Source organism: Kitasatospora sp. NPDC018619 (assembly GCF_044391605.1).
Classification (GTDB): Bacteria; Actinomycetota; Actinomycetes; order Streptomycetales; family Streptomycetaceae; genus Kitasatospora.
The window spans coordinates 47,958-69,197 of the sequence record NZ_JBISAI010000010.1 but is presented as its reverse complement, the minus strand read 5'-3'; the positions used below and the strand labels follow the sequence as shown (position 1 = coordinate 69,197).

Sequence of the window (21,240 nt, the reverse complement as noted above, 5' to 3'; positions counted from 1 at the left end):
AGGCAGGATGGCGGGTCACGACCGGTCACTCCCTCGGCATGGGTGGTGTTGCATGGTACCCGTGCCGGGCCCCCGCGCGGTCGGCTACCGGCTGCCCACGGGGGAGGGGCTCTTCTTCCGCGCGCGGTAGGCGGCGGCCTTGATCTTGTTGCCGCAGGACTCCATGCCGCACCACTGGCGGCGCATGCCCCGGGAGCGGTCGATGTAGATCCGGGTGCACTCCGGGTTGCCGCACTCCTTCAGCAGCGGGACGTCCGGCCCGCTGAGGAGTTCGACGGCCTGCCGCGCGACCGTCGCCAGCGCCTGCTCGGGCGTCGCCTCGTTGTGCCGCCCGGCCATCGTGAGCTGCGGCGTCACGGGCGGCTTGCGCGCGGCGGCGTTGAGCACGGCGAGCGCCTCGCGGTCGAAGGCCTCGTCGAGCCGCCGGTTGGTGACGAGCCGGTAGACCGCCTCGCGGACGGTCCGCGCCGCGTGGACGTCCTGCTCGTCACCGGGCGTGATGGTGTCCACCAGCCCCGAGTCCAGGTACCAGGCGTTCAGGCGCTCCGGCGTCGCGAACATCTCGAACCGGACCGTGCGCCGGGCACGGAGCGTGGCCGCGAAGTCCAGCGCGGGGTGCCCGCAGACGAAGACATGGTCAAGGTTCACATCACCATGCTGACAGGTGACTGCGTCGGGGCGCAATGACGTCCCGTCCCGGACGGGGCCAGCCGCAGCTCGCGCCCCTGCCAGCGCCGGCGCAGCCAGCGGTCGTGGCTCGCCAGGACGATCGCACCGGGGCCGGTGCCGAGGGCCTCCTCCAGTTCGTCGCACAGCCGCGGGGAGAGGTGGTTGGTGGGCTCGTCGAGCAGCAGCAGCCGGGGCGGGTCGGCGACCAGCAGCGCCAGCGCGAGCCGTCGCCGCTGTCCGACGGACAGCCGCCCGACGGGCGCGTCCAGGGCCGTCGCGTGCAGCAGGCCGAGCGAGCCGAGCGGCACCCGCTCGGCCCGCGCCGCGCCCAGCGCCCGCTGGTAGGTGTCGCGGACGGTGCGGTCGGGCCGGTCGAACACGGTGTCCTGGGTGAGCAGCCCCACCGTCAGCCCCGGGCTGCGGTGCACCGCGCCCCCGGCGGCGAGGCGCCCGGCGAGCACGGCCAGCAGCGTCGACTTGCCCGTCCCGTTGCCGCCCGTCACCAGCAGCCGGTCGGTTTCCGCGACCTCCAGCCGGTCCAGCGCGAGCCGGCCGGGCACCCGGACGTCCCGCAGCGACACCAGCGGCTGCGGGGCCCCCTCCGCCCGGGGGGCGGAGTCGGCTCCGGCCGAGGGGGCCGAGGGGGCTGCGGCGACCAGGGCGTCCACCGCGAACCGCAGCGGGCGCGGCGGCTCGGCGACCTGCGCGCGCTCCAGCTCCGCCAGCCGCCGGGCGGCGTTGCGCACCCGGCGGGAGACCTGGCTCTGCACCCGGCCCGCCCGGTGGCCGTAGCCCATCTTCTCGTTGTCGCGCGGCCCGCGGTCCGGGGCGACCCGGCGGGCCGTCACCCCGGCCGAGTGCCGCAGCCGGGCCAGTTCCTCCTGCTCCTCGGCGTAGCGCTGCTCCCAGCGCTCCCGCTCGGCGCGCCGGGCGCCCAGGTAGGCGCTGTAGGTGCCGCCGAAGCGCACCGGCCCGTCCACCGCCGGGTCGAGGTCGACCAGGTGGGTGCAGACGGCGTCGAGGAACGCCCGGTCGTGGGCGGCGACGACCACGGTGCCGGGCAGCGCGCGGACCTGCTCCTCCAGGAAGGCGGCCGCATCGTCGTCGAGGTGGTTGGTCGGCTCGTCCAGCAGCAGCGCGGACGGCCGCCGGACGAGCAGCGCGGCGAGGGCCAGCCGCCCGCGCTGCCCGCCGGACAGCGAGCCGAGCGTGCGGTCGGGCCCGAGCGCGCCCAGGCCCAGCCCGTCCAGGACCAGCGCTGCCCGGCGCTCGGCGTCCCAGGACTCCCGGTGCTGGGCCTGCTCCAGCCGCCGGCCGTAGGCCTCCAGGAGCTCCGCGTGGCCGGGGGCGGACGCCGGGACGCGGGCGACCTCCGAGCCCAGCCGCTCCAGCTCCGCGAGGTCCTCGCGGGCCTCGCGCAGCGCGTCGTCCATGACGGCGGTGACGGTGGCGCCCGCCTCGAAGGGCATCTCCTGGTGCAGGAAGCCGAGGTCCGCGGGGCGCGAGACGCTCCCCGCGTCGGGTTCGTCCACACCGGCGAGCACCCGCAGCAGGGTGGACTTGCCGGCGCCGTTCTCCCCGATCAGGCCGATCCGGTGGCCGGGGGCGGCGGTCAGGCAGATGCCGTCGAGGACGCGCCGGCCGCCGAGGCTGCGGACGACGTCATGGGCGAGCAGGGCGGGCTGGGGCACGGGAGGGCCTTTCCGGGGTGAGAGGGGGTTGCGGCCCGCCGGGCGCGGGCCGCGTTCGCGCACCGGCGGCTCACACCGCGGGCGCCCCCGTCTCCCGCAGCGTGCCGTCGGCCAGCCGCAGCCAGCGGGTCACCCCGATCTCGGCGAGGAAGCGCTCGTCGTGGCTGACCACCAGGAAGGCGCCCTGGTAGGAGTTCAGGGCGCTCTCCAACTGCCCCGCGCTGACGAGGTCGAGGTTGTTGGTCGGCTCGTCGAGCAGCAGCAGGTGCGGGGCCGGCTCGGCGCACAGCACGCAGGCCAGGGTGGCGCGCAGCCGCTCGCCGCCGGAGAGCACCCCGACCGGCAGGTGGGCCCGGGCGCCGCGGAACAGGAAGCGGGCCAGCAGGTTCATCCGCTCCGCCTCGGGCCGCTCCGGGGCGAACGCGGCGAAGTTCTCCGCCACGGTGCGGTCGAGGTCCAGCAGGTCCAGGCGCTGCGAGAGGTAGGCGATCCGCCCGTCGTTGCGCTTGATCTCCCCGCTGTCCGGCACGAGTTCGCCGGTGACCAGCTTCAGCAGGGTGCTCTTCCCGGCGCCGTTGGGCCCGGTCAGCGCGATCCGCTCGGGCCCGCGGACGCTCAGGTCGACCCCGCCCCCGGCGAACACCGGCCGGCCGCCGTGGCTGACCTGGAGGCCCTCGCCGAGGAAGAGGTTGCGCCCGGCGGGCACCTGGGTGTCGGGCAGCTCCAGGGAGAGCCGCTGCTCCTCGCGCAGGGCGCGTCCGGCCTCGTCGAGCCGGGCCTTGGCCTCGCTCACCCGGGCGGCGTGCATCTGGCCGGCCCGGCCCGCGGACTCCTGGGCGCCGCGCTTCATGTTGCCGGCGAAGATGCGGGGCAGCCCGGCGCTCTTGAGGTTGCGGGCCGCGTTGCTCTGGCGCCGCTCGGCGCGTTCGCGGGCCTGCTGCAGCTCCCGCTTCTCCCGCTTCAGCTCCTGCTCGGCGTTGCGGACGTTCTTCTCGGCGACTTCCCGCTCGGCCCGGACGGCCTCCTCGTAGGCGGTGAAGTTCCCGCCGTAGAAGCGCAGTTCACCGCTGCCGAGCTCGGCGGTGTGCTGCATCCGGTCGAGCAGCGCGCGGTCGTGGCTGACCAGCAGCAGGCAGCCGTTGAAGTCGGCGAGCACGTCGTGGAGCTTGTGCCGGGCCTCGGCGTCGAGGTTGTTGGTCGGCTCGTCGAGCAGCAGCACGTCGGGGCGCTTGAGCAGTTGGGCGGCGAGGCCGAGGGAGACGATCTGGCCGCCGCTGAGCGTGCTCAGGCTGCGGTCCAGGGTGAGGTCGGTCAGGCCGAGGCGGTCGAGCTGGGCGCGGGTGCGCTCCTCGATGTCCCAGTCGTCACCGATGGTGGTGAAGTGCCGCTCGTCGACGTCCCCGGACTCCACGGCGTCGATGGCGCGGATGATCCCGGCGACGTCGAGCACCTCGGCGACGGTGAGCCCGGAGGCCAGCGGCAGGCTCTGGCGCAGGTAGCCGAGGCGCCCGGTGACCGTCACCGAGCCGGTGGCGGGCTTGAGTTCGCCGGCGATCAGCTTGAGCAGGGTGCTCTTGCCGGCGCCGTTGGGGGCGACCAGGCCGGTCCGGCCGGCGGGCACGGTGAAGGACAGGTCGTGGAAGACCGGGGTGTCGTCGGGCCAGGCGAAGGAGAGGTTGGAGCAGACGACGGCAGCGTCGGACATGGGGATGACCTCGAAGGGAATGAGGGCAGGAAGACGGAGCTCTGCCCTGGGCAGACGTGCGGAACATGGGTACGACGAAGCCGACCACTCCGGCGGCGGCGCTGCTGAGGCACCGGCCGGTGGCCGTCAGATCCGGATCTCACCCGGAGATGTCGTCGTCACCCGCCACGTCTGCCACTCCTCGATCACACGACTACTGGTCCCGGCCACTGTAGCAGGCCGTTCGTGGACGGCAACGTCCTTTTCCGGCACCCCCGTTCGGCTCGGCCCGGGCCGCCGGCCGTGCCGTGGCAGCCCGGGGCGGCCGTGCCGTTGGCAGCCCGGGGCGGCCGTGTCGGCATCGTCACCGGTTGAACCGGTGGCGGAGACGCGGGCGTGGCTCGAAGGTGTTCACACGTGTGAGCTGCCGCCGGCTGTCACCCGCCCCGGCCGTCGAACATCCGGCCGTCGCCACCGGCGGCAGTGTCCGGTGCGAGCCGTGCCGCTGCCCCGAAGTGTCCCGCTGCCGGGGCCACGGGGACCGGGCGGCCGCCTCCGGCTTCCGCTGCGTCCCGCCCTCCCGGCGCTGAACCTCCCCGGTTCCGCCGCCTCCCGGCACCGGACCCGCTCGGGCCCGCCCGGCCCGCGCCCCGCGGCGCGGGCCGGGCCTTTCGCGTCGCCGGGCGGAACGCACGAAGGGGTTGGCGGCCGGTGCTGCCCGCCCCTTGGCGGGCGGTGGGTCACGCGGCCCGGAGGGGCCCCGCGAAGGACTTGCGCAGGGCCGCGGGGGCGGCGAGGGGGAGCAGCGCGGCGAGCATCCGGCCCTTGAGGGTGTCCGGCTGCCGCGTCAGCTGGACGTCGACCCGGGTGCCCCCGTCCTGCGGGGTCATCCGGAACACCCAGCCGCCGCCGGGGCCGAAGAGCTTGGAGTCGAGGGTGGTGACGGTGACGGTGTCGCCGCCCGGCTCCCACGCGTAGCGGGCGCGCTCCCAGGCGGCGGCGGTCCCCTCGGTGACCTCGGCCCAGGTGTCGCCCAATGCGTGGACCTCGAAGTGCTCGGCGTCGATCGTCGGCCAGGCCTGGGCCCGGGAGGGGCTGAAGTCGGTCAGCACCGCCAGCACGTCCGCCGGGTCGAGTGCGGAGACGAGATGGAAGCGTACGACGGCCATGGTGGGGTGCCCCTCATCGAAAAGTAACTGCTCCAACCGGTGACGGTAGATTTCCATGACGGCTCGTCACCTGTCAAGGCGGTGACGATGGAGGTCGTCGGGGCTACGCCTCCGGGACGGCGGGCACCCGGGTCAGGGCGTCGCGCAGGGCGGCCCGGGAGGTGATCCCGAGCTTCGGGAACGCCCGGTAGAGGTGGGAGCCGACGGTGCGCGGGGACAGCCGCATCCGCACGCCGATCTCCTTGTTCGTCAGGCCGCCCGCCGCGAGGTCCGCGATCCGGCGCTCCTGCCAGGTCAGAGCCGCGCCGCGGGCCGCCGGGCCCTGGGGCCGGGCACCGGCGGCGTGCAGCTCGGCCCGGGCCCGGGCCGCCCAGGCGACCGCGCCGAGCCCTTCGAAGGCCTCGGCGGCGGAGCCCAGCGCGGCCCGCGCGGCTCGCAGCCCCCGGGCCCGGCGCAGCCGGACGCCGTGGGCGAGGCGGATCCGGGCGAGCTCGAAGGGGAGGCGGGCGGCCGCCGGGTGGCCCTCGGCGCGGCGGTACCACTCGGCGGCCTCCGCCGGGTCGGCGGCGGTCATCGCGAGTGCGCCGTGGCTGAGCACGGCGAGCCGGGGGGAGCGCTCGGGCAGGCCGGCCTCCCGGGCGGCCAGGGCGTGCCGCCGGGCCTGCTCGGTGCGGCCGGTGTGCAGGGCCGCCTCGACCAGGTCGAGCAGCGTCCGGCCGGCCTGGTGCGCGCCGAGGGCGAAGGAGCCGGGCGGGGTGAGGGCGGTGGCGTGCCGGTAGGCGCCCTCGTAGTCGCCGTCCGCGAGCGCGGCGGCGGCGCCGACGGCCTCGGTGGCCTGGACGAGCAGGCCGATGCCGCGGGGGCGCGCCCAGGCGTCGACGGCGGCCAGCAGGGCCCGCGCGCGGTCCGTCCGGCCGCGCAGCGCGGCCGGCAGGGCGAGGTGCGCGCGGAACTGGTGGGCGAGCAGCGGGTGGTGGTGCGCGGTCGCCAGCTCCAGGCCCCGCTCGCCGGTCCGCTCGGCCTCCGTCCACTGCCCGGCGGCCAGCTGGTCGAGCATGACCACGTGCAGCACGGTCAGACCGGCCGTCCGGGCCCCGGCCGCCAGCTCGCGCTCGACGGTGCGCTCCAGGTGCGCGCGGTACGGGCCGAGCGTGTCCAGGTGGGAGGCGGCGACCGACAGCCGGGCGAGGTGCCACGGCTCGGGTGCCCGCAGGGTGGCGAACGCGCGCTCCACCCGCTCCCGGACGCCGGCGTCCTGCCGGCCCGGGTCGTCCCCGGCCTGTCGGCAGAGCCTGATGGCCGGGGGCACCAGGTCCCCCAGGGAGTCGAGGAGTTCGCGGGTCCGCTCGCGGCCGGCCCGGTCGGCCGCGTACCGGTCGACGGTCAGCAGCAGGTCGACGAGCCGGGCGAGGTCCCCGGCCGGCTCGCGGGCACCGGCGTCCCGGAGCGCCTCGATCGCCGCGACGATCCGCGGGCGCGAGGACCGTACGTCCCCGTCCTGGTGCAGCGCGCCGTGCGCCGCCGCGTACACCGCGGCCGGGGATCCGTCCGGGCCGTCCGCCGGCACCGGGCTCGGCGGCCCGCCCGGCTCGGCGGCTCCGTCGCAGCGGGCCAGGCGGCGGGCCAGGTCCGGCAGGCCGGCCTGGCAGGCGACGAAGGCCGCCTCGCCCAGCCGCCGGGACCGCTCCCGGCGGTGCCCGCTCAGCTCCGCGGCCCGGGTCAGCCAGGCCACGGCGGCCGCCGCGCCGCCGCGCCGGGTGGCGGCGTCGGCGGCGGCCTCCAGCGCGGCCGCGGCCCCCTCGTCCGGGCCGACCGCCGCGGCCGCCAGGTGCAGGGCGTGCCGTTCCGGGTCCTCGTGATGGACCCGCGCGAGCACCGCGTGCGCCGCCCGCCGCTCGCCGGGCGTCGCCAGCTGGACGACCGTCGACCGCACCAGCGGGTGCCGGAAGACGAACTCGCCGCTGAACGGGTCGACGACCAGCAGCCCGCTGTCCGCGGCCGCCTCGGCCCGCGTCATCCGGTAGCGCGCGCCGAGGACCCGGCCCGGCGGCGGGGCCGCCCCCGCGCCGTCCAGGGCGGCGCGCAGCAGCTCGGCCCGGACGGCGTCGTCGAGCGCCCCGATCCGGGGGCCGTACACGTGCCGCAGCCGCCGGGGGAGCGGGACGCCGGCCGGCCACGGCAGCTCCGGGCGGTCGGCCGCCACCGGGTCGTCGGACCCGGCCGCCCGGGGCGCGCGCCGCAGGTGCGGCGGCAGGTCCACGAGGGTCAGCGGATGGCCCTGGGCCTCGTCCAGGACGAGTCGGCGCAGCCGCGGCTCCAGGCCCGGGTGGCGCAGGTCCAGGAGCTGTTCGGCGGCCGTCTCCGACAGCGGGCCGAGCGGCAGCACGGGCAGCGAGGCCGCGTCGAAGCCGGAGGGCGGTTCGGAGCGCAGGCCCACCAGGAACCGCACCGGGCTGCCGGCGAGCCGTCGTCCGACGAAGCCGCACACCTCGGTGCTGGGGCCGTCGAGCCACTGGCCGTCGTCGAGCACCAGCAGGAGCGGCCGGCGCGAGGCGGCGGTCAGGAGCAGGTCGAGGACGGCGGCGCCGAGCGTCAGGACGCAGGGCGGCGCCCCACCGCCGCGGCCGAACACGACGTCCAGCGCCCCGCGGCGGCCGTCGTCCAGCCGGTCGGCGTCGGGGCGCAGCGGGTGCAGGAGCTGGTGCAGCCCGGCGAACGGCAGCTCCCGTTCGGCCTCGGCCCCACAGGCCCGGACCACCCGGTGGCCGGCCCGGGCGGCGAGCCCGGCGGCGTGCTCCAGCAGGGTGCTCCGGCCCGTGCCGGCCTCGCCCCGTAGGACGAGAGCCCGGCCCTCGGTGCTGGTCGCGAACCCGGACAGCAGCCGCTGCTCGCGCTCGCGGCCGACGATCCCTCCGTTGGTCGATGCCACCGCGGCCCCGTGCCCCTTCCTGTCGGTTCGTTCTGCTGTCCTTCGGTCCTGCGCCGTGCCCCCGGCGGCCCGGTGCCCCCGGCGTCGGTGCGCGCCGGTGCCCGGTGCCGCCGTCGGGGCGGCACCGGGCACCGGGCGCGGGGTGGGGCGTCAGCGGGGGGTGGTGCGGGCGGCCCGCCCGACGACCTCCGCGACGAGGCGGGGGCGGGAGGCCGCGACCGCGTGCGGGGCGTCGCCCGCGGGGGCCTCGGCGTGGGTGCGCCGGGCCGGGGAGCGGTGTGCCGCGGGCGGGATGCCGAGGTCGCCGGTGGTGACGACGGCCCGGCCCGGTCTGCTCGGCCGGGCGGCGGAGGCGGCCTTCCCGGCGGGGGCGTCGGCGGCGGACCGGTGGCGGCGGGCCGCCCGCCGGACGGACGGGTCGCTGGCGGCGGTGCCGTCGGCCTGCCGGCGGGCGGCCGGGCCCAGCGCGTCGGGGAGGGGCGGGCCCGGGTCCCGGTCGGTCGGCTCCGGGGCGCTCTGCCCGGGGGCGGGCAGGAAGGCGGCCACGTGGCCGGGGACCCTCGCCTCGGGGTCGTCGGCGGCTGCCTGGCCGGCCGAGGTGCCCCCGGAGGAGCGGCCGGTGAGGACCTCGGGGCCCCCGACCCGGCCGAGGGCGAGGCCCGCCGGGAGTGCCGTGGCCGCGCTCGCCGCCGGCCGTCCGCGTCGGCCCTTGATGCTCACCACGACAGGTCCCTCCCGGGTCGTCGGCGTGGGGCGGTCCGGCCTCGACGAGACCGTCACTGCCCTGACAGGTGATGAGATTGCCGCGCCCATGCGTCACCTGTCAAGGAGGTGATGGCCGAGGGTGGGGCGCGGCACCCGGGGGGTGCCGCGCCCCGGTGGCAGGCCTCAGGCCGGGACCACCCGGTAGCTCAGGGCCGGGAACGGGAGGTTGGACTGCGCCAGCGAGCCGCTGGCCCACGCGTGGGTGCCGGTGCAGCCGGCGCCCGGGTAGAGCACCACCGACGCGGCGCCGTTGACCACCTGCACCGAGCGGGCCGGTGCCGACAGGGTGTGGCAGGTGCCGAGGTCGCCGAGGTCGATGGTGGTGGCGGTGCCCCGCCCGTCGGCGGCCGCGTACAGGTGTGCGCCCGGCTCCAGCGGCGGCCAGCCGGTGGCGGCTCCGGCCGCACCGGCGCCGAGGGCGATCAGGGCCGCGGCCATGGCGGTGGTCACGGCTGCGCTGCGGAGCTTCGCCTGGGGTGTGAACATGCAACCCACCTTCTCGTGTGTGGCGGAACTGCTCGGAGGCCGGCGTGTGGCCCCTCGGGGGAGGCCGGCCCGATGTCAGATCCTTGCATCTTCAACAATGGCCAGGGAGTGCGGAATCGGCCAAACACGTGTGAGTGGCACGTGTCTCATCCGCCGCCCGTCACCGCCTTGACAGGTGATCGGGCGAGGTGCACCCTGAAGGCCGTCCCCGGCGCCGAGGCAGGCGCCGTGACTGCCGACCAGGGGAGTGGCCATGAGCAGGCAACCGGCGGACGACCCCGCCGCCGAGGCGCGGCGGGCACGCTTCGGCGCCCTGCCCGAGCGCATCCGCTTCGAGGACATGACCGAGGCGGCGGCGGCCGGCCCGGGCGGCGCGACGAACGGCGGGTACGACCCCGAGGGCTCCTGGAGGTTCTACAACTGCCTCGCCGTCGACCTGGGGGCGTAGGGGGCGCCCGCGGTGGGGCTCTCGGGCCCCTGTGCCCGGGGCGTCGGCCCGTCAGCCCTGCTTGACCGAGATGCGCCCGTTGCCGGTGCTCAGGTCGAGCCGGTAGGGGCCGGACGGGTCGTCGGGCACCCCGATGTCCCGGTGGCCGTTGCCGGTCCTCGCGGACACCCGGTAGGCGGCGGCCGGCACGACCAGGGTGACGGCGCCGTTGGAGGTCGTGGCGGAGACGTCCTGCGGCGTGGCCGGGGCCAGGTCGACCGCCCCGTTGCTCGTCTCGGCGCGGACGCGGCTGCCGCTCAGCCCGCGCCCCGTGATCGCGCCGTTGGTGGTCTTCACCTCCGCGGTACCGGCCACCCCGTCGAGGCGGACCGACCCGGAACCGGTGGAGATCCGGACGCCGCCCACCCGGGTGAGGCTGTCCGCTCCGGACGAGGTCCGGCCGCTGACCGGCAGCCCCGCGGGGGCCTCCACGGTGTAGGTGGCCGAGCAGTGCCGGCCGCAGCCGCCGAGCACCAGGACACCGTCCTCGACCCGGCTCGTCGGCCCCGGCCGGTCGTCCCGGTAGCTGACCGAGCGGTGCACGGCGACCTGGTCCAGGCCGTCCTTGCCGCGCAGGGTGACGCCGCCGGAGGTGGTGTCGAGCCGCACCGCGGTGATCCGCTCGCCCACCGTGGTGTCGTCGTCGAAGCCGTTGCCGGGAGCCACTCCACAGGCGGCCATGCCGGTCGCGACGGCCGCGAAGGCGGCGAAGTACGCGAGGCGGCCGGACTGCTGGCGCATGTCGTGTTCCCCCGGATCCGGAAGCCCCGCGGAGGGGCCCCGTCGTGGGGCGGGCTCCGTCGAGGGGCGGTGCCAGGACGCTACCGCGCTGCCGGAGGCGGCGGCCATGGGGTTGACACCCGCCTCCGGAGGGGGGAGTTCCCCCGGTCGGAGGAACCGGCGGGCAGGTGGCGGGCGTTGATCGGTTGACAGTGCACGCTCACGCCTGTCAGTCTCGCCTTTCCGGTCGGGAGGAAGAGGGGTGGGGTGCTGACGAGCGCGGAACTGCTGTCCCTGCTGGCCGCCGTGGGGCACACCCAGCGCCTGCGGATCATCGGTGAACTCGCGCGGGGCCGGGTCCACGTCAGCGAACTGGCCCGACGGCTCGGCATCTCCCGGCCGCTGCTCTACATGCACCTGGAGCGGCTCGAACACGCCGGTCTCGTCGCCGGCGCGCTGGAACTCTCCGACGACGGCAAGGCGATGAGGTTCCTCGAACTCGCCCCGTTCGAGATCCATGTCACGGCCGACACCGTCGTCGCCGCCCTCCGCGAGGACCGGGCGCAGCGGGAGCGGGCGGAGCGCGACGTGTGACGGAGGCGCCCCGGACGCGAAGGGCGCCGGATCGACGGGGGAGCGATCCGGCGCCCGGCTCGGCGACGGGGCGCGTCCTCGGCGCGCCACCCGGTGCGAGCGCACCGTCACGGCCGGTCCGAACCTGGCGACCCGTCAGAAGAATGCTACAGATGGAATGTTGACCTGTCCATGGGAAGTCTGGCCGCCGCCGGCGCACCCCGCCGGGCCTCCCGGCGTCGTGCGCCCGCCCGCCGGGGGCGTGAGGTGGGAGTGGCGCGAGAAGTCGGCCCGACCGACTTCTCGTGCGTGGCCCATCCGGCGCGTCCTGGCCAAACGGCCGGATCCGGTCGGCCCTGATGGCCCGCCCTCCGTCGTCGAGGCACGGTCTGGACGGCTACCGGGCCCGGTCGACCTCCCGCTGTGAAGCGGTCCGGTCGGGCCGGCTCCGGCGACCGAGGACCGCCAGGCGGGATGCGGCGACGGTGCGGATGCGCCGGGTTCGGCCGCCTTCGGCCAGCGCCGCCAGGGCGGTTGCGGACGAGGACTCCTCGGCGGACCGGAGCTGAAGCCAGTTCGAGGCCGCGAGCAGGGCCTCGGTGCCCCACGGCTCGTCCGAGGCCACCGCTCGCAGCACGGTCCACTCGCGCAGGCGCCGGGCGGAGAAGTCGTCCACCGCCACGGGCCCGGTCATCTCCCGGCACCAGGAGGGACAGCCGGGATCCGTGAGCAGCTCGGCGGCCCGTCGGTCGAGGCACTCGTACACGGCACTGCCGGCCATCGCCGCGTCAGGGTCGGCGAGCCACGGCTGACGAGGGCGGGTGCCTCCTCGGCGGCCACCTCGTCGAACGGCCTGCGGTAGCAGAGGAAACGCACCTGCTCGTCCGGTTCCCACTCCGGATCGCCCGCCGACACCGCGTCGCCCATGACCACCCCTTCCCTTCCGACTGCCGGGGCGGGAACCTGCCGCGACCACGGCAGCCCGGCACTCGTCGAACCATGGCGGCCTTCGGGTGCGGACAAGTACGGAGCCGGGCCGTCGGCTGCCGTCACGCCTCGCGCACGACGATGTCCCGCACGCCGTCCGCGACGGCCTTGCTGGTCCGCCAACGGCGGAGGAAGCGGTCCGTGGCGAGGAGTTCGACGGTCGCGGTGAGCCAGGCGTCGTCGCCGAGGCGGTGGACGCGGCCGAGGTCGACGATGGCGCCCAGGAGTTGGTGCAGCAGGGTGACCTCGGGCGCCGGGTACCACCAGCGGTGGTGGACGAACCGGGGGCTCCATAGGTCGTACGGGTGCCGGACCATCGCCCGCAGGCAGGAGCCGTGGGTGCCGATCGCCGGTTCGTGGCGTCCGGCCACGAGGCCGCCGACCGGGGAGCTGAGGAACCGGCTGCTGGTGACGCCGAGTTCGAGGCTCATCAGGCGGTGCCACGGCACCAGGAACGGGTCGCGCCCGGCGACGCGGTGCTCGAACCCCTCCGGGAGGACGGCGAGGCAGGCCCTGCTCTCATGGTCGCCGATGTACCAGGTGCCGTCGACCTTCAGCATCGGGCCGAGGCCGAGCCCGACGGCGGGCCCGGCGGGCGGGGTGGCGGGCTCGGTGGCGGTCGAACGGTCGGAGGCGGCGGGGCGTTCGGTGGTCACGGCTCTCCTCAGGGCTGGCGGCGACTCCTCGCCGACGAGTCTTCCCGGCACACCCCCCGGTCACCATACCGGCGGGCGGGGCCCGTTGGACGGGAGGACGCGCAACGGCCGGGCAGGGACTACGCGGAGCCCGACGAGCCCGACGGTCCCGGGGACTCCGACGGACCCGAGGGCTCGGACGGTCCCGGGGACTCCGACGCGCCCGACGGACCCGCCCCGGCCGAACCCGCCTCCATCGCCGTCATCCGCGGCAGCAGCACCAGCACCGCGACCAGCAGGAGCAGCAGCAGCCCGCCGCCGACGAGCAGCGGGGTGCGGACGCCGACGGCCGAGGCGATCCAGCCGCTGAGGGCGGCGCCGGTCATGATGCCCAGGCGGGTCAGCAGCATGTAGCAGCTGTTGACGCGCCCGAGCAGCTCCTTCGGCACGGCCTGCTGGCGCAGCGAGATCGCCTGGATGTTCCAGGTGACGATGCCGAAGCCGACCACCCCGTACAGCGCGGCGACTTCGGCGACCGAGGTGCTCAGGCCCATCAGGACCAGCGCGACGCCCATCAGCAGGAAGGAGAGGGCGATCCGGGCACCGCGGCCGAGCAGTCGGCTGAGCCGGCCGGCCAGGGTGCTGGCGGCGGTGCCGCCGACGGCGCCGACGGCGAGCACGATGCCGTAGGAGGCGGCGGGGGCGCGGATGACCCGGGTGACCATCAGGACCATCATCGTGGTGCCCATGAAGCAGGCCAGTGCGCCCAGGGTGGAGAGCACGGCGAGCATCCGCACGTCGCGGTGGCGGAGCAGCCAGTCGACGCCCTCGCGGATCTCGGTGAGCACCGGGCGGCGGTCGGCCGCGGCGCGCGGGCTGGTGGAGCGGCCGGTGGCGGCGACCAGGACGGCGGCGAGCGCGAAGGAGAAGCCGTCCAGGGCGAAGGGGGAGGCGGCGGCCGCGGCGAACAGCGCGGAGCCGAGCAGCGGGCCGACGAGGTTGCCGCCGACCAGCATGTTGGCCTGCATCCGGCCGTTGGCGGTGTCCAGCTGGTCGGGGCGGACCAGTTCGGGGACGGCCGAGGTGGCGGCGTTGGAGAAGACCGTCTCGCCGCAGCCGAGCAGGAAGGCCAGGGCGGCGAGCGCGACCAGCGGCGGGTCGGCGAGGAAGACCCAGGCGGCGAAGGCCAGGACGACGACGGCGCGGGCGCCGTCGATGGTCCACATCAGCCGCCGCCGGTCGGCCCGGTCGGCGAGCACCCCGCCGTACAGGGACATCAGCAGGAAGGGCAGCGAGGCGGCGACGGAGACCACGGAGACGGCGCCGGGGGAGTCGGAGACGGCCACGGCGAGCAGCGGCAGGGCGGAGTCGCGCATGCCGTCGCCGACCGAGGAGACGGCCGAGGCGGACCACAGCAGCTGGAACTTCCGGCCCAGTCGGGGACGGCTCTCGGAGGGCTTCGCAGCCAGGTCTGCTGAGGTCACCGACGCAGTATGTCATGTCCGCGGAGGACCGTTCGGGCGGATTCCGAAGTGCCGGAGGTGTCCCGAACTGCCCGTGTCGGCACGGGTGTCGGGCTTCTCCGGGAGTGTCCGGGCGCGCCCGGGGGCTCCCGTGCGCTCCGGGTCGGGCTTCGGCCGCATGCGAACGGGTGAGGTCGTGTCCGAACTTGATGCGATTTCCCGGCGCTCCCCGGTCACACGCACCGGTGAACGTGCGCCGGCCGCCCGGTGCGATCGCCCTTCGGCCGCTCTCCTGGGTCCTGTCCGGACCGGGTCGTGCCCGTCGGCTCCGCGCGTGTCGGGCCCGGCCCGCCGACGACGAGAAAGGGGACCGTGGTGGGGACGAGAAAGCGAACGCGGTACGCCGCGTTGACGGCGGCGCTGGCCGCCGTGCTGACCGGCGGGGGGCTGGCGGCCGCCCCGCCGGCCTCCTCGCAGGCCGCCGACGGGACGGTGACGGTCCGGGTGGTCCGGGCGGTGGACGCCACCGGCGTGTGGACGCCCGCCCTGGAGCCGGGCATCGCGGGCGTGACGGTGACGCTCACGGACGGCGCGGGCGTGCGGACGGAGGGCACCACGGCGACCGACGGCACGGTGACGCTGGCCCCGGCCGCGGGCGGCGCCGCCGGCGGCACGTACCGCGTCCAGGTGGTGAACCCGCAGCCGGGCGTCCTGTTCCCGGCGTTCGCCTCGCGCCAGGGCCTGGACGGCGCGCCGGACCAGCTTGGCTCCGACGTGGAGTTCGTCGACCTCTCCGACGGCCGGAACGTCCGGTACACCACCGGCCTGTGGTACCCGGGTGACTACTGCCAGCAGAACGCGCCGCTGGTGACGGCCTGTCAGAACACCACCTGGCAGGGCGGGGCGCAGCGCACCCTGGTGTCGTTCCCGTACGGCGCGCGCGGCCAGGACGGCGTGGACGTGAACGTCGCGGGCCTCGCCACCGACGCGCAGACCGGCACGCTGTTCGGCGTCGCGTGGAACAAGGCCGACCGGCGGGTGTTCGCCTCGGCGGCGGCCAAGCGCACCACGGACTACGGGCCGGGCGGCTCCGGCGGCATCTACGTCACCGACCCGGCGGGGGGCGCGACGACGCTGTTCACCACCGTCCCGGACGCGGGCGCGACGCCGCACGGGCCGGGGACGGACGACGCCTTCCTCGCCGTGCCGGGCCGGGAGAGCCTCGGCGGGCTCAAGGTCACCGAGGACGGCCGGCACCTGTTCGTCGTCAACCTCCACACCCGTGCGCTGTACCGCTACGACGCCACCGCGGCGACGGCCGCGGCGCCCGAGGCCGTCTACCCGATCCCGGACCCGGGCTGCCCCGCGGCCGGGGACTGGCGGCCGTTCGGCCTCGGCCTCCAGGACGGCGTCGGCTACCTGGGCGGCGTCTGCTCGGGCGAGTCGACGGGCCGCGCAGCGGACCTGCGGGCGGTCGTGCTGCCCTTCGACCCGGCCACCGGGCTGTTCCGGCCGGCCGTGCTCGACCAGCCGCTGGACTACCCGCGCCAGTCGACCGTCGGCGGCGGCCCGTGCGACGGCGCGGGCTGGTTCCCGTGGACGGACACCTACCCGACCGAGCAGCACGGCCAGGCCTGCTCCGGTTACCGGGCCCAGCCGGAGCCGGAGTTGGCCGAGGTCGGCTTCGAGACGGACGGCTCGATGCTGCTCTCCTTCCGCGACCGCCTCGCCGACCGGGCGACCGGCCAGGCGGCGGCGGGCGCGGCGGTCGGCGAGGTGCTGTCGGGCGGCGACCTGAACAAGGCCTGCCCGGTGGACGGCAGGTACGTGCTCGACGCCGACAACGGCTGCGGGCTCTCGCCCCGGGGCACCCGCTTCTTCGACACCAGCCGGTTCGGCGTCCACCACAACGCGGACTACGCGGGGATGGCGCTGTCGAAGGTCGAGAGCACCGTCGGGACTTCCGGGTACGACCCGAACAACACGGCCTTCGGCTACGGGACGGCGTTCCTCCGGCGGACGGACGGCACGCCGGACGCGAAGCCCGGCCTGCGCCTCAACCCGGCGGACCGGCCCGCCCCGTTCGGCAAGGGCGCCTCGATGGGGGACCTGGAGGTGCTCTGCGACCGGGCGCCGCTGCAGATCGGCAACCGGGTCTGGTACGACCCGGGGCGCACGGGCGTCCAGCGGCCGGGCCAGCGCCCCGTCCCCGGCGTCACCGTGCACCTGTACGACGCGGCGGGGACGCTGGTCGGCACGACGCGGACCTCGGCGCGCGGCGAGTACTACTTCGACGACTCGGACGTGACCGGCGGCCTGCGGCCGCACACCCGGTACACCGTCCGGCTGGACGAGCCGGCCGACTACGCGCAGGGCGGCCCGCTGTACCAGTGGGCGCCCACCCGGCACGACGTCGGCGACGATCCGGCCCTCAACTCCAAGGGTGTCGTCCCCCGCGGCGGCACCTTCCCCGAACGGGAGCTGACCACCGGCGGCCCGGGCGAGAACGACCACACCCTCGACTTCGGCTTCCGGCCTCGGCGGGGCGTGCTGACCCTGGTCAAGCACGACCAGGACGGCAGGCCGCTGGCCGGGGCAACGTTCCAGCTGTGGCGCACCTCCGGCGGGCCCGGCCGGCCGCGGACCACCGGCGGGCACCGGGACACGCCGGTCGGCGAGCCGTGCACGACCGGAGCCGACGGCATCTGCCGGGCCAGTGGCGGGCCGGGGACGTACTTCTGGGTGGAGGTCAGGCCGCCGGAGGGCTACGCCGCGGACGCCACGGTGATCGGGCCGCTGGTGCTGACCTGCGACAACCTGGGCGAGGGGATCACGGTGACGGTCGTCAACCGGCGGATCGGCCTCCCGTGGCCGCCGCTGCCGACGCCGCCGCCGGACCCGGCGACCTCCTCGCCGCCGCTGGCCACGCCGCCCATCGCGACGGTGCCCGCGCCGGCGCCGCCGTCCGGCCCGGCGCCGGCGCGGGCCGCGGCCTGGACGGTGGACGCCCCGACGGCCCGGCCGCTCCCGTCGCCGGACCCGGCGGACCTGGCCGACCCGGCTGACCCGGCTGACCTGGCGGACCTGGCGGATGCGCCGGACCCGGCCGACCTGGCGGACGCGCCGGGCCTGCCGGATGCGCCGGACCTCGCGGACCTGCCGGGATCGCCGCCCCGGGCCGGCGGCCCGCTGCCGAGCACCGGGGCCGGCCCGCTGCTGCCGCTCGGCCTGGCCGGCGCGACGGCCCTGGTGGGCGCGGGCGGCACGCTGGCCCTGGTCGGCCGACGGCGCGGGGGGGGGGGGGGGGGGGGGGGGGGGGGGGGGGGGGGCCGGGGGGGGGGGGCCCCCCGGGCGCCCCCCCCCGACCGCGCCCGCCCCGCCCGACCGCGCCCGCCCCGCCCGACCGCGCCCGCCCCGCCCGACCGCGCCCGCCCCGCCCGACCGCGCCCGCCCCGCACGGCGGCAGCGGCCCCGGTCCCCGGCAGCGGCCCCGGGCCGCTCAGCGCTTCGGAACGGCGTCCGCGGACTCCGGCAGCGGGTAGGCGCCGGGGTCGACCGGCCCCGGGAGGTCGGTCGCCGGGCGGCCGGGCGCGCCCGGGTCCGGCAGCGAGGGCTGCGCGGGCGGGGCCGGGACCTGGCTGAACGGGACGCCGGGCGGCGCCTGGACCGGGCTGCCGCGGCCGAAGGGCGGTGCGGTGCGGCCAGCGGCGGCGCAGCCCGCCAGCGCCTCCAGGCCGTCCGGGCTCTGGACGGCCGGCTGGTTGCCGGAGAAGCAGTTGCCCGGGTCGGCGGAGGCCAGCACGAGGTCGGTGCCGTTGCCGGTGGTCCGGTTGCCCTCGATCCGGTTGCCGCTCGCCGGGTGCCCGGGCGGGTCGGTGACGATGATCCCGGCCGAGCGGTTGCCCTGGACCAGGTTGCGCTGCACCTGGTTGGCGGTGCCGCCGCCGATCCCGATGCCGATGCCCCAGGCGCCGTCGGCCTGTTGGGGGGTGTCGGCGGCGTTGTTGTCGGTGACGACGTTGCCCGCGATCACCGCGCCGTGCTGCGGTGCGAGCGCTTCGAGGTCGTTGGAGTTGACGGTGACGCCGACCCGGTTGCCGTGCACCCGGTTGCCGACCACGGTGAGGTTGTCGGAGGCGTTGGTGATCTCGATGCCGACGGCGTTGCGCTCCACCGTGTTGCCCCGCACCAGGGTGTCGCAGGGCTTGCACTGGCCGACGTAGATGCCGGAGTCGGCGCCGCCGGAGGCGTACGAGTCCTCGATGACGCCGCCGCGGGCGTCGAAGGCGTAGATGCCGTACAGGCCGTTGTTGTACGCGGTGACGCTGCTGGCCCGGAAGCCCTGGACGGGCGGGAAGCGGACGGTGTCCAGCGGGTCGTAGGCCGAGCCGCCGGCGCCGTGCTGCTGGAGCTTCTCGTCGGTGACGCCGGTGAACAGCACGCCGTTGGCCAGGTAGCCGTGGACGGTGAGGTTCTCCACCACCGTGCCGGGGCCGGAGGCCGTGATGCCGTTGACCAGCCTGAGGCCGCCGTCCAGCACCACCGCGTTGCGGTCGGTGCCGCGCAGCACGATCTTCGGCTTGGTCAGGCGCACGCTCTCCCGGTAGGTGCCCGGGTCGACCAGCACGGTGTCCCCCTCGCGGGCGACGTCCACGGCCTGCTGGATGGTCGGGAAGTGCTGCGGGACGCGGACGACCGTGCCCTCCGGGTGCTTGGCGTCCGAGGAGGACGAGCCGCCCGAGGAGCAGCCGGCCAGCGCGAGGACGGCGGCGGCGAGCAGCGCGGGCAGCCGCCTGGCGGCCCGGCCCGCGGTCCGGGGTGCCGTGCCCGGGTGCGGGTGACGTGTGGTCAGAAGTTGCATACGGCGTGTTCTATCGTCTCCAATGTCGCCCATGCATGCCGAAACCGGAAAGGCGCAGGGCCGGCCGTCGACCGCCCGCGGTGGCGGGCTGGACCGCAGGGGGCTGCTCGCGGGCGGGGTGGTGGCGGCCGCGGGGCTCGGTGCGGGGGTCACGGCCCTGGCCCTGGGCGGTGAGGGCCTGCGGGGCGGCGGCCACGGCCGGCGGCCCGCGGCGGCGCCGGAGCCGGCGCCGGTGCCCTTCCACGGCGAACGGCAGGCCGGGGTGACGGCCGCGCAGCAGCCGGCCACCCAACTGCTGGCGCTCGACCTGGCGCCGGCCTCCACCTCGGACGGCCGGGCCGCGCTGCGCGCCCTGCTCGGCGCGTTGACCGGGGTGCTGGCCGCCGCGGCCGGGGGCGGCCCGACGGACGCCCGGCTGCAGGACGCCCGCCCGGCCGGGCTCAGCAGCCTGGTGGGCGTCGGCCCCGACCTCGCCGCCCGGCTGGGGCTGAACGTCCCGCCCGCCCTGCTGGCCGGGCTGCCCGCCTTCCCCGGGGACCGGCTCGACCCGGCACGCGGCGGCGGCGACCTGGTGGTCCAGCTGTGCGCGGCGGACCGCTGGCCGCTGTCCGTGGTCGCCGAGCAGGTGGACGCGGCGGCCCGGGCGGCGGGCGCGACGGCGCGGTGGACGCAGTCCGGCTTCCTGGCCCGGACGACCGGCGGCGCGACCCCGCGCAACCTCTTCGGCTTCAAGGACGGCACGGCGAACCCGGACGCCGAGCAGGGCGACCAGTGGGTCTGGGGCCCGCCGGGACCGCACCGGCACGGGACGGTCCTGGTCTACCGCCGGATCCGGATGGACACCGCCGCCTTCGCCGCCCTGCCCGAGGAGCGCCGGGAGCAGGTGATGGGCCGTCGGATCGGCGACGGCGCCCCGCTCACCGGCACCGCCGAGCACGACGAGCCGGACATCTACACCAAGAACCCGGACGGCTCGTACGTCCTCCCGGCCACCGCGCACGTCCGCCTCTCCAGCCCCCGGCTGGACGGCGGCGCCCGGATGCTGCGCCGGGGCTACAGCTACGACGACGGCCCGGACGACCGCGGGCTGCTGTTCTGCGCCTTCATGCGCGATCCGGCCCAGTTCACCAGGGTCCAGAACCGGCTGGCGGAGCGCGACGCCCTCAACGCCTTCGTCCAGCACACCGCCTCGGCGGTGGCCTACGTGCTGCCGGGCGCGCCGGAGGGCGGGACGCTGGGGGAGGGGCTGTTCGGATGAGGGAGGCGTCCGGCGGCGGGGCGGGAACCGGTGCGTCCGGTGGTGCCGGAGCCCGGGCGGGCGGGGTGGAGGAGCAGCCGCTCTCCGGCGGGAACACGAGCACCGGCGTGGTCCGCGTCGGGGACACCGTGCGGCGCCCGGCCGGACCGTGGACGCCCGCGGTGCACGCGCTGCTGGAGCACCTGCACGCGGCCGGGTTCCGGGCGGCGCCGCGCCCCCTCGGCCTGGACGGGCAGGGCCGCGAGGTGCTGACGTACCAGCCGGGCGAGGTGGTCTGGCCCGACCGCTTCGACCTGCTGCGCCCGGCCGGGCGGCTGGCCCGGATCGCCCGGCTGGTCCGGGAGTTCCACGACGCGGTACGGGACTTCACGCCCCCGCCGGACGCCCGGTGGCGGGTGCTGATGCCGCCCGACGGCGCCCCCGACACCATCGCCCACAACGACCTGGCCCCGTGGAACCTGGTGGCCGGCCCCGGGCACCGCTGGTCCTTCATCGACTGGGACACCGCCGCCCCCGGCACCCGGCTCTGGGACCTCGCCTACGCCCTGCACGGCTTCCTGCCGCTGTCGGCCCGGCCGGGCCTCCGGCTCGCCGACGCCCGCGCGGCGGCCCGGCTGCGCGTCTTCGTCGACGCCTACGGGCTGGACGAGGGCGAACGGCGGTCCCTGGTACCGCTGTTGGGCCCGCGCACCCGGGCCATGCACGACTTCCTGCGGGACCGCGCGGGCCGTGGCGAACAGCCCTGGGCGGGGCTCTGGGCGGAGGGGCACGGGGAGGTCTGGCGCACCGACGCGGAGTACGTCGAGCAGCGCCTGGAGCGGTGGTCGGCCGCCCTGCTGGACTGAGGCCGGGCGGCCGGGCCG

The 21,240-nt window shown here is 76.8% G+C and carries 16 protein-coding genes and 1 pseudogene; 5 read left to right on the top strand and 12 right to left on the bottom strand.

What is annotated here, in order from left to right:
* Window positions 1–84: 84 nt before the first annotated feature.
* From ACH5AR_RS17645 to ACH5AR_RS17615, 7 genes are all read right to left on the bottom strand, one after another.
* Window positions 85–648 carry a CGNR zinc finger domain-containing protein gene (locus ACH5AR_RS17645; RefSeq protein WP_396302327.1) on the bottom strand — a complete coding sequence of 188 codons (564 nt, stop codon included), beginning with the start codon at window positions 646–648 and terminating at the stop codon, window positions 85–87.
* The gene (locus tag ACH5AR_RS17640) at window positions 645–2,360 is read right to left on the bottom strand and encodes an ABC-F family ATP-binding cassette domain-containing protein (protein WP_396302326.1); all 1,716 of its coding nucleotides are present in this window, start codon (window positions 2,358–2,360) and stop codon (window positions 645–647) included. Before ACH5AR_RS17640 ends, ACH5AR_RS17645 begins: the two co-directional genes overlap by 4 nt.
* 70 nt (window positions 2,361–2,430) lie before the next feature.
* A complete protein-coding gene (abc-f, locus tag ACH5AR_RS17635; RefSeq protein ID WP_396302325.1) occupies window positions 2,431–4,065 on the bottom strand; it encodes a ribosomal protection-like ABC-F family protein in 1,635 nt (544 codons plus the stop codon).
* 719 nt (window positions 4,066–4,784) lie between these two features.
* On the bottom strand, window positions 4,785–5,213 hold the full coding sequence (locus tag ACH5AR_RS17630) for a hypothetical protein (protein ID WP_396302503.1): 429 nt from the start codon (window positions 5,211–5,213) through the stop codon (window positions 4,785–4,787).
* A gap of 103 nt (window positions 5,214–5,316) precedes the next feature.
* On the bottom strand, window positions 5,317–8,142 hold the full coding sequence (locus ACH5AR_RS17625) for an AAA family ATPase (protein ID WP_396302324.1): 2,826 nt from the start codon (window positions 8,140–8,142) through the stop codon (window positions 5,317–5,319).
* A 150-nt stretch (window positions 8,143–8,292) separates the two neighbouring features.
* Window positions 8,293–8,865 (bottom strand): hypothetical protein, encoded by a 573-nt coding sequence (locus ACH5AR_RS17620; RefSeq protein WP_396302323.1) that lies wholly within the window; start codon window positions 8,863–8,865, stop codon window positions 8,293–8,295.
* Window positions 8,866–9,030: 165 nt separating this feature from the next.
* The gene (locus ACH5AR_RS17615; protein ID WP_396302322.1) at window positions 9,031–9,393 is read right to left on the bottom strand and encodes a hypothetical protein; all 363 of its coding nucleotides are present in this window, start codon (window positions 9,391–9,393) and stop codon (window positions 9,031–9,033) included.
* 253 nt (window positions 9,394–9,646) lie between these two features.
* Here ACH5AR_RS17615 and ACH5AR_RS17610 point away from each other — a divergent pair, with 253 nt between their 5' ends.
* Window positions 9,647–9,841 (top strand): hypothetical protein, encoded by a 195-nt coding sequence (locus tag ACH5AR_RS17610; RefSeq protein ID WP_396302321.1) that lies wholly within the window; start codon window positions 9,647–9,649, stop codon window positions 9,839–9,841.
* 51 nt (window positions 9,842–9,892) lie between these two features.
* Here the strand turns inward: ACH5AR_RS17610 and ACH5AR_RS17605 are convergent, their stop codons facing one another.
* Window positions 9,893–10,621: a DUF4097 family beta strand repeat-containing protein gene (locus ACH5AR_RS17605; RefSeq protein ID WP_396302320.1), complete on the bottom strand. Its 729-nt coding sequence runs from the start codon at window positions 10,619–10,621 to the stop codon at window positions 9,893–9,895.
* Window positions 10,622–10,867: 246 nt separating this feature from the next.
* Here ACH5AR_RS17605 and ACH5AR_RS17600 point away from each other — a divergent pair, with 246 nt between their 5' ends.
* The gene (locus tag ACH5AR_RS17600) at window positions 10,868–11,194 is read left to right on the top strand and encodes an ArsR/SmtB family transcription factor (RefSeq protein WP_396302319.1); all 327 of its coding nucleotides are present in this window, start codon (window positions 10,868–10,870) and stop codon (window positions 11,192–11,194) included.
* A 376-nt stretch (window positions 11,195–11,570) separates the two neighbouring features.
* Here the strand turns inward: ACH5AR_RS17600 and ACH5AR_RS17595 are convergent, their stop codons facing one another.
* The 3 genes from ACH5AR_RS17595 to ACH5AR_RS17585 all read right to left on the bottom strand — a co-directional run bounded on the left by ACH5AR_RS17595 (window position 11,571) and on the right by ACH5AR_RS17585 (window position 14,279).
* Complete coding sequence (locus tag ACH5AR_RS17595; protein WP_396302318.1) at window positions 11,571–11,954, bottom strand: hypothetical protein; 384 nt, start codon at window positions 11,952–11,954, stop codon at window positions 11,571–11,573.
* 268 nt (window positions 11,955–12,222) lie between these two features.
* Window positions 12,223–12,816, bottom strand: a complete 594-nt coding sequence (locus ACH5AR_RS17590; protein WP_396302317.1) for a hypothetical protein — start codon at window positions 12,814–12,816, stop codon at window positions 12,223–12,225.
* Between the two features lie 119 nt (window positions 12,817–12,935).
* On the bottom strand, window positions 12,936–14,279 hold the full coding sequence (locus ACH5AR_RS17585) for an MFS transporter (RefSeq protein WP_396302316.1): 1,344 nt from the start codon (window positions 14,277–14,279) through the stop codon (window positions 12,936–12,938).
* Window positions 14,280–15,959: 1,680 nt separating this feature from the next.
* Here ACH5AR_RS17585 and ACH5AR_RS17580 point away from each other — a divergent pair.
* Window positions 15,960–17,036: pseudogene (locus ACH5AR_RS17580) on the top strand (SdrD B-like domain-containing protein); the annotation flags it as partial.
* A gap of 721 nt (window positions 17,037–17,757) precedes the next feature.
* Here the strand turns inward: ACH5AR_RS17580 and ACH5AR_RS17575 are convergent.
* The gene (locus ACH5AR_RS17575; RefSeq protein ID WP_396302315.1) at window positions 17,758–19,119 is read right to left on the bottom strand and encodes a right-handed parallel beta-helix repeat-containing protein; all 1,362 of its coding nucleotides are present in this window, start codon (window positions 19,117–19,119) and stop codon (window positions 17,758–17,760) included.
* Window positions 19,120–19,150: 31 nt separating this feature from the next.
* On the opposite strand from ACH5AR_RS17575, the gene ACH5AR_RS17570 reads away from it, so the two are divergent.
* Both ACH5AR_RS17570 and ACH5AR_RS17565 read left to right on the top strand, forming a co-directional pair.
* A complete protein-coding gene (locus ACH5AR_RS17570) occupies window positions 19,151–20,377 on the top strand; it encodes a Dyp-type peroxidase (protein ID WP_396302314.1) in 1,227 nt (408 codons plus the stop codon).
* On the top strand, window positions 20,374–21,222 hold the full coding sequence (locus ACH5AR_RS17565; RefSeq protein WP_396302313.1) for a phosphotransferase: 849 nt from the start codon (window positions 20,374–20,376) through the stop codon (window positions 21,220–21,222). Before ACH5AR_RS17570 ends, ACH5AR_RS17565 begins: the two co-directional genes overlap by 4 nt.
* Window positions 21,223–21,240 lie beyond the last annotated feature (18 nt).

Bases quoted from the DNA above. Each gene is read 5' to 3' on its own strand.
- ACH5AR_RS17565 (WP_396302313.1), top strand. From the start codon at position 20,374: ATGAGGGAGGCGTCCGGCGGCGGGGCGGGAACCGGTGCGTCCGGTGGT.
- ACH5AR_RS17605 (WP_396302320.1), bottom strand. From the start codon at position 10,621: ATGCGCCAGCAGTCCGGCCGCCTCGCGTACTTCGCCGCCTTCGCGGCC.
- ACH5AR_RS17575 (WP_396302315.1), bottom strand. From the start codon at position 19,119: ATGCAACTTCTGACCACACGTCACCCGCACCCGGGCACGGCACCCCGG.
- ACH5AR_RS17570 (WP_396302314.1), top strand. From the start codon at position 19,151: ATGCATGCCGAAACCGGAAAGGCGCAGGGCCGGCCGTCGACCGCCCGC.
- abc-f (WP_396302325.1), bottom strand. From the start codon at position 4,065: ATGTCCGACGCTGCCGTCGTCTGCTCCAACCTCTCCTTCGCCTGGCCC.
- ACH5AR_RS17630 (WP_396302503.1), bottom strand. From the start codon at position 5,213: ATGGCCGTCGTACGCTTCCATCTCGTCTCCGCACTCGACCCGGCGGAC.
- ACH5AR_RS17615 (WP_396302322.1), bottom strand. From the start codon at position 9,393: ATGTTCACACCCCAGGCGAAGCTCCGCAGCGCAGCCGTGACCACCGCC.
- ACH5AR_RS17595 (WP_396302318.1), bottom strand. From the start codon at position 11,954: ATGGCCGGCAGTGCCGTGTACGAGTGCCTCGACCGACGGGCCGCCGAG.
- ACH5AR_RS17610 (WP_396302321.1), top strand. From the start codon at position 9,647: ATGAGCAGGCAACCGGCGGACGACCCCGCCGCCGAGGCGCGGCGGGCA.